Genomic DNA, 7,494 nt, shown 5'->3' with positions numbered 1-7,494 from the left:
ACAATATCCGTACTTATCACGAAAATTTCCCCCGGTGTAAAATTATCGTCGAGTTGGGCAGGTATCTGATTGCCCGCGCCGGTGTTTTCGTTACCCGGGTTAACTACCTCAAGCCCTCGCGGGATGAATGGTTCGCGGTTTGTGACGGGGGTGCCAACTGTCACGGCAGTGCGGCAGGGATCAATTCTTTGATTCGCCGTAATTTTCCCATGGCCCGCCTGGGTGAAACCCGCTCCGACCAACAATATCGTTACCAGGTCACCGGGCCGCTTTGCACACCCACAGATTTATTAGGCGAGAACGTTATGCTGGCTGAACTTCGTCCAGGTGATCTTATTGGCATCGGACATTCAGGCGCTTACGGGGCCAGTGCCTCACCGGTAAACTTTTTAGGTTTTGGTCATCCTGCCGAAATTCTGGTGGAGAAAGATCAGGCTTTTCTTATCCGGACCGCAGATAACATTGAAACATTATTGGCGCCTCAGATTTGTCAGCCATTATCTGTTGCGAACGCCTAAGGTACCTCTATGTCTCTGGAGTTTTCCGCATCAAATATTCTGTGGCATGAGTTTGAAAAAAATAACGTGCCTTCTCCGGCAGCGGACAGTGAGCAACTCGATAAAGTTAAAAGTTTTGTTAACGCTTTTTTCCAGTCCCATTCCCGGATAAATGAAGCCCCGCTTCGGCCGGTCTCCCGTTGGTATAATGCAGATAACCTGACCTTCACGGCGATGCTCAAAAAGTTGGTCACTCAGCTTGAAGAACAGGCGCTGGTGAATGATCTCGATTTGGTGGTGCTGACCCACTGGACGCCTGATGCAGAAATCGGCGCGTCGGTAACCAATGCCATTATTTACGAAACCGGCTCTCATAACGCTTTTGGTATCGCCATCAGTGATCATGGTTTAAGCAGTGCTTTTGTTGCGCTGCAAATCATTGAAGATTACCTGGAGGATATTGGCGGGGACGGGCGTTCCCGCAAGGCGCTTCTGATGATGGCCGATCAGGATGCGATCCTTTATGACAGCCCTTATCTCGCCAGTTTCCGGCCTTCTGCCAGTTGCTGTTTGCTCCTTTTACAGAGCTTCGCACCCGCCGATGTCCGCAGCGTGCCGGGCAATATTATCTTTAAAAATTATCAGAAGACCGCACTCCCGCTTTCCGGGGCGGGCATTTATCCTTTGCTGTCCACGCTGGATATGTTCAGTGATATGGAAAACAAATTGCCTCTGATTATTCTGACAACAATGCAGTTGTCGTCTGTATTGCGCCGGGATGAAAACTTCCCGTCTATCCAGATAGAAACCTGGGACTATGCCTTATTGTCTTCAGCGCCCTGGGTATTACTAAAAAAGCTGGCCCGGAATAATACGCGATTCTTATTCATCGTCCCGGAGGGGAAGAACATGATATTTGCCAGTTTCGTGATGGAGGGCTGATCGTGTATATCCATGCCACCACAAAACTGGTTGCTCCCGTTCTTACGCCGCTGTCTGTACTGGAAAAAAAATACCGCTGGGGGGAGCGCAACCATAAGATTTTTAGCCGGTTTCATAAGATGCAGTCTGCCAGTCTCTTTGAACATGAGGCATTACCGGATCTGATCATCCGACTGCTGCAGCAATTACGCGCGGAGTGTGACCCCGGGTTATTTCGTCAAATTCGCTATGTTGCCTGGGCGCATTCTCTGCATGCCGTCAGTCCGTTCGACCTTATGACCGGGCAGTCCGGCGGACTTCAGGCGCTTTTTGGTGATCGGGATATTGAATTTTTTTCGGTAACCCAGGCATCCTGCGCTTCGGGTCTGGTGAGTCTGAAATATCTGCAGGCAAAAATGAGCGCCGCGCAGCAGAATAATGCCCCGGTGTGTGGCCTGTTGATCACCGGCGAAAAATGCTTTCACCGTACGGTACAATACGTCGATCAGAACGGTTATTTCGGCGAAGCTTTTTGCGCCACGCTGGTCGGTATGTTGCCTTCGGTACAGTCACTTCGCCTGCGTGCACTCCACATACAACAACTTGCTGCTTATGGCACACGTATGCGGTCAACGGATCGTGAAAGTGAAAATGCTTATGATCACGCATTTCTGCCGATGATGACCGAAACCATTCAAAAAGCGCTGGAAGCCGCCGGGCGCAAGCCTGAAGACCTCAGCGCCGTGCTCCCCTATCACATCAGCCCGGTGACTTTTGATCGCATTGCCGACCGTACCGGTTTTGGCAGAGAGATCATTTTCCATCATAACCTTTACACGCTGGGTCACTGCTTTTGCAGCGATGCGTTTCTTAATCTCCACAGTCTTCTCGCCCGTCACGATCATCCTGTGAAGTCTCAGTGCATGCTTGCGCTGGCATCCGGTGTGGCGGGCACCTTTGGCGCCATGGTTCTCGAATCAGAAAGTGAGGGTAATCAATGAATACAAGCCATTTAACGCATTGGCTGGCCCGTTCTGCACAGGCATTCCCGGAGAAAACAGCCCTGGTTGCCGGTGATGATGAGATAAGCTGGGCAGCACTGTCCCGGCGGGTCATGAAGACGGCCAGCTATTTGCAGCAACATTCTATTAAACGGGGCGACCGGGTGGTGGTTTGGCTGCCCAACAGTATCGACTTTGTGGTGTGTTTCTGGGCGGTTCAATACCTGCAGGCTGTCTTTGTTCCTGTAAATCCTGATACGCCCGTCGCGCGCGTGCGCTGGATATTCAACAATGCCGAGGCTGCATTGCTGGTCAGTAGCAGTGAACAAGCTGCTGCGCTGTTTGCCCTGCCCGCCGATGAACAAGGCCAGCGCTCCCCGGGCCCGGTGCTGTTTGATAAGCCTGGTGCGGAGAACCTGATCCATCCGGTATTGCTGACCTTACAGCATATCGCAGCACAAGCAGACGTTACGCCGCTGACGGTGGAAAATGCGTTGGATATCGATTTGGCCAGCCTGATATATACATCAGGTTCCACCGGCCATCCCAAAGGTGTCATGCTCACCCAACGCAATATGTTGAGTGCGGCGTCGTCGGTGTGCACTTATCTGGATCTCCGGGCAAGCGATCGCATCTTCTGCACTATCCCGATGAGTTTCGACTACGGGCTTTATCAGGCGATTCTGGCCGCCAGAGCAAGCGCAACACTGATCATTGAAAAGGATTTCAGTCGCCCGCTGTTTGCCCTAAAACAATTGGTGAAACACCAGGCAACGGTATTGCCAATTGTTCCTACATTGCTGGCTCTGATTGCCCCTCTGGCAAAGCGTTATGATTTTTCTTCTCTGCGTAAAATCACCAATACGGCTGCCGCACTGCATTCCAATGATATTGATACACTGATCACCTTATTCCCTCAGGCGGAAATTTTTTCTATGTATGGCCTGACGGAATGTCATCGCTGCACCTGGCTGCCGCCGGCGATGTTGTCAACGCATAAAGAAAGTGTCGGTTACGCCATTCCGAATACCGAACTTTGGGTGGTCGATGATAACGGCGTGCAACACCGTAACAATGCCACCGGTGAACTGGTAATCCGTGGTGCGACAGTCATGCGGGGATACTGGCGCAATGAAGAACAAACGCAAAATAAATTGCGTCCCGGCCCGCTTCCCGGCGAATCCGTACTTTATACGGGGGATATCTGCAGGCTGGATGAACACGGCCTGCTTTATTTTGTCGCCCGCAAAGATGACATTCTGAAAACCAACGGTGAGAAAGTTGCCCCCAGAGAAGTCGAAGGCGTACTAAAACGTATACCCGGCGTCGGACAAGTGGCGGTGATTGGCCTCTCTCATCCGGTTTACGGTGATGAAATCATCGCCTGTATTGAATGTGTGACAGCCCCTGATATTGCCCTGCTTAAAGCGTTCTGTCAGACACATCTTGAAGGTTACAAGCGCCCTCACCGCTACTATTTCAGCGAATCATTGCCCAAAAATCCTAATGGAAAAATTGACCGTAACCGGCTGCCTGAGCTCCTGTTATCCCCGCCCCATGATGTTAAACGCGAATCCGTAAAATTATAAGGAAATCATCATGTTTACCTCAACCATCATTGAAGCTATCGGTTTAGTGCTTGAAAGTTCTCATCTCTCAGAATTACATGCAGAAACGCATCTGGAGCGCGATTTAGGGTTTGAAAGCGGCCTGTATATTGAGCTGATTATGTATCTTGAAGAGAAAATCGATGGTCTGATCCTTGATCCCGCCACATTAGAATTTGAGCATTTCGAAACCGTCGGCAGTTTATCGAACTTCATTCAACTCCAGCTCGCGAACCGGGCTGCTTAAATGGATGCATGGACAGAAATTATCGCCATTTTTATGCGTTTCCGGCATCAGCCCGGTGCGGCCTGGACCCATCACGTGCAAAGCTGTGATTATGCGGCGCTGGGCCAGCGCGCGGCAGATCTTGCCGTGCTGATACGCCGGCACCAGACCGAATACAACACCCATTTAAAACCGGTGCTGGTATACGGGCATAAGTCATTTGATTTTATTGCCGCCTGGTGGGCATGTCTGATTTGCGGTTGTCCGGTGGTGCCGGTTGAATCGGACCACAGTCCTGAGCGCGTTGAGAAAATTGCACGCACGGCTGGCGCTGACCTGCTGGTGAATACCGGCACGCCAGCCGTTCAGATAAACATTGCCGGGGCTATCCACACGGCAGCTGTCAGCGCGTCAGGTTGTACTGAAGCCATGTTGCTTGAACTGCTCAGGGAAAGCCGTCAGCGGTTGCATGATGCATCCGGCATTCCCCTGGCTTATGTCATGTTTTCCTCCGGCACCACCGGCGAGCCCAAAGGGATCCAAATCAGCCTGCAAAACATGGTGAATTTCATCCAGTGGATCCGCGCAGATTTCCCGTTAAACGGCGCAATCACCGGCAATGTTCGCTACTGCTTTGATGTTTCGTTATTTGAAATCTGGTTAGCCTGGATTTTCCTGCAACCTCTGTCAGTACTCGATCATCGCGAACTTATTAACACCCGTAAGATGATTGCTCAGCACGCACAGGCCGGGGTTGTCTGCTGGGTGTCCACGCCCTCGATGATCCGCCTTTATCTGTTAGATCCCATGTTCAATGCAGAGCAACTTCCCCGGCTCAGTCGGTTTATTTTTTGCGGTGAAACACTGACAAAAGACATCGTCGCTCAGCTATGGGCACGCTTCCCTCAGGCTGCGGTGATAAACACCTATGGCCCGACGGAATGTTCTGTGGCAGTGACCTCCGTGCTGATCACACCGGAGATGATGAGCGATGCATTGCCATTGCCGATTGGTGCTGCCAGGCCTGGTGCGATGCTCAGCCTGTACGTGCGGCACGGTGGCACCGGCCAGGGCGAGCTGCTCATTAGCGGAGCCTGTGTCGGCCCCGGTTATCTCAATGCACCGGAGAAACAACGGACCCAGTTTATCCGGCATGCGGAGCAAAACGCTTATCTGACCGGTGATATCGGCCAGATGAAGGCGGATTATTACTATTTTCTGGGACGGGAAGACGGGGAAGTCAAAATCCAGGGGCACCGTGTTGATCTTTATGAAATAGAGCACTTCCTGCGCGACCATAATCTCGTTTCAGATGCCGTGGTTACGCCTCATCTGCGTAAAGGTCATGCGGAGGCCATTCAGGCCTGCGTCATCCTCAATGGTTCAGGCACGCTCTCTGAACTGGGCCAGGCCATGCAGGCACACTTTCCGCCTTGGTCCATCCCGCGTTACTGGTATGCCATTCCTCAGACTGTTTTGAATCATAACGGGAAACTGGATCGTAATGCGGCACGCGATCTGGCGCTCAATAAAGGGGAAAAATATGTTTTTATCGCAAATCAGACCGTTATTTGACCGGCTGAGAAACCGCAGTAACGCCACTGCGCTGATTAATCAGCAGGGAAGATACAGCTTTGCTGAACTGGGCGCCCGCACGGCAGCTATCGCGCATTTTCTTACCCCGCATGCAGGCTGCAATGTTCTGATTTTCGGTCATAAACAGCTCGATGCGGTGGCCTGCATTCTGGCCTGCATCAGTAAGGGATGTTGCTTCACCTTTGTTGACCAGGCGAATCCGCCGTCAAGAATTGAGAAAATTGCCAGGATGACAGGTACGGAAGTGATCATTACCACCCTGGCACAACCGCTTGCAGGGCTGGAGCCCTGGCCGCAGTGCGTCAGCGCATCACTGCACGATATGTCTGCCGCTTCTCTGCCCGAGGAACCGATCTTAACCCAGCCACTTTTTTATATCCTGTCGACATCAGGCAGCACCGGTGAGCCTAAGGGCGTCAAGGTCAGTTATGACAATTTTGCGGCGTTCAGTGCCTGGTTCGCGCCCCAGGTCACCGCCGGAAAAGACAGGGGTTGCCATGTCAATCATGCCTGTTTTTCTTTTGATATGGCCATTCTCGATCTGATCCCCGTCCTCAGCCGCGGGCAGACAGTGCTGATGCTGGATCATTGCAATAATGTTTTACCCCGGCAAAACATAAAGCTCATGACCAGAGAGCCTGAAGCGCCTGTCACCAGCTGGTTTTCAACCCCCAGTTTTGCCGAAATCATGCTGAAGGATCCTTTATTTAACCACGTAACATTTGCCAGTCTGAGGCGTTTTTATATCGGCGGTGAGCGGGTTGCGCTGGGTTTAGTCACACAATTGCAGACGCGTTTCCCGGGGCTTGAGGTACTGCACGCCTATGGCCCGACAGAGACGACATGTGTGACGCATACGCATCTTTTGTCCCATCCGCCGCAGCATAATGCCGGCTTGTTGCCTTTGGGCAGGCCGCAGGGGCTTAACCGCATGCGCATCGTCGATGAGGCAGGTCATGCCGTTTCCGCGACGGTAACGGGCGAAGTCAGGCTTTATGGTCCTCAGGTTTCACAAGGCTATCTGCCTGAAGATCACCCGCGCAATCAGGCTTTCGGTGAGGATGAATTTGGCCGGTATTACGCAACAGGAGACCGCGGTTTTGTCGATGAAAACCAGTCACTGTTTATTTGCGGAAGGGATGACGGGCAACTTAAGCTGCATGGCAACCGTATCGAACGGGCAGAAATAGAATCTGCTGTCTGCGCAAATACCAATGTTACCCAATGCTGCGTGGTGCCGGTTGAAGAACAAGGTAAGGTGACCGACCTGCAACTGTTTGTACAGTTGCATGAGGACAATCTGCACCACCGGCAAAGCTTACGCCGTTTTTTGTCTGAGCAGTTACCGGGATACATGATCCCCAGGCAACTGGTTTTTTGCCAGTCCTTCCCGATCACGTTGCATGGAAAAATAGACCGGCAGGAACTCGTCCGACAACATCTCTTATCTGATATTTTTTAACGGCTCACCTGCAAGCACATATAAAAAACTCAATGTGAAGGGTGAGACAATCTCCGGCATGGAGTTATCTTCATCGTATTGAAGAATAGCTGATTTTATGAAATGTGAACGGGGTCATAATGCGTTTTGATCATACCGGTTATGTCGTGTCAGATACAGATGCAACTGCGGCGGCTATTAAAAT

7 protein-coding genes are annotated in these 7,494 nt (G+C 51.6%); all 7 read left to right on the top strand.

What is annotated here, in order from left to right; all coding sequences use genetic code 11:
• Nucleotides 1-518, top strand: a 518-nt coding sequence (locus J1785_RS05320; protein ID WP_476655348.1) for a type III PLP-dependent enzyme domain-containing protein, incomplete at its 5' end; no start/stop codon positions are given.
• Nucleotides 519-527: 9 nt separating this feature from the next.
• Nucleotides 528-1,439, top strand: a complete 912-nt coding sequence (locus J1785_RS05315; protein ID WP_217218969.1) for a hypothetical protein — start codon at nt 528-530, stop codon at nt 1,437-1,439.
• A gap of 2 nt (nt 1,440-1,441) precedes the next feature.
• Entirely contained in the window at nt 1,442-2,419 is a 978-nt protein-coding gene (locus J1785_RS05310; protein WP_217138760.1) for a 3-oxoacyl-[acyl-carrier-protein] synthase III C-terminal domain-containing protein, read from the top strand.
• Entirely contained in the window at nt 2,416-4,008 is a 1,593-nt protein-coding gene (locus J1785_RS05305; RefSeq protein WP_217218968.1) for a class I adenylate-forming enzyme family protein, read from the top strand. Before J1785_RS05310 ends, J1785_RS05305 begins: the two co-directional genes overlap by 4 nt.
• A 10-nt stretch (nt 4,009-4,018) precedes the next feature.
• Complete coding sequence (locus tag J1785_RS05300; RefSeq protein ID WP_129953422.1) at nt 4,019-4,273, top strand: phosphopantetheine-binding protein; 255 nt, start codon at nt 4,019-4,021, stop codon at nt 4,271-4,273.
• Complete coding sequence (locus J1785_RS05295) at nt 4,274-5,827, top strand: AMP-binding protein (protein ID WP_217218967.1); 1,554 nt, start codon at nt 4,274-4,276, stop codon at nt 5,825-5,827. It begins immediately after the preceding gene.
• Nucleotides 5,796-7,310: an AMP-binding protein gene (locus J1785_RS05290; RefSeq protein WP_217218966.1), complete on the top strand. Its 1,515-nt coding sequence runs from the start codon at nt 5,796-5,798 to the stop codon at nt 7,308-7,310. Before J1785_RS05295 ends, J1785_RS05290 begins: the two co-directional genes overlap by 32 nt.
• Nucleotides 7,311-7,494: the final 184 nt, after the last annotated feature.

The sequence above is a fragment of the Rahnella perminowiae genome (assembly GCF_019049755.1).
Classification (GTDB): Bacteria; Pseudomonadota; Gammaproteobacteria; order Enterobacterales; family Enterobacteriaceae; genus Rahnella; species Rahnella perminowiae.
Note: the sequence above shows the minus strand (reverse complement) of the source record. Positions and strands in the feature narration are given on the sequence as shown.

Excerpts from the sequence above, each read along its gene's own strand:
- J1785_RS05315 (WP_217218969.1), top strand. The coding sequence starts at position 528 with ATGTCTCTGGAGTTTTCCGCATCAAATATTCTGTGGCATGAGTTTGAA.
- J1785_RS05305 (WP_217218968.1), top strand. The coding sequence starts at position 2,416 with ATGAATACAAGCCATTTAACGCATTGGCTGGCCCGTTCTGCACAGGCA.
- J1785_RS05300 (WP_129953422.1), top strand. The coding sequence starts at position 4,019 with ATGTTTACCTCAACCATCATTGAAGCTATCGGTTTAGTGCTTGAAAGT.
- J1785_RS05295 (WP_217218967.1), top strand. The coding sequence starts at position 4,274 with ATGGATGCATGGACAGAAATTATCGCCATTTTTATGCGTTTCCGGCAT.
- J1785_RS05290 (WP_217218966.1), top strand. The coding sequence starts at position 5,796 with ATGTTTTTATCGCAAATCAGACCGTTATTTGACCGGCTGAGAAACCGC.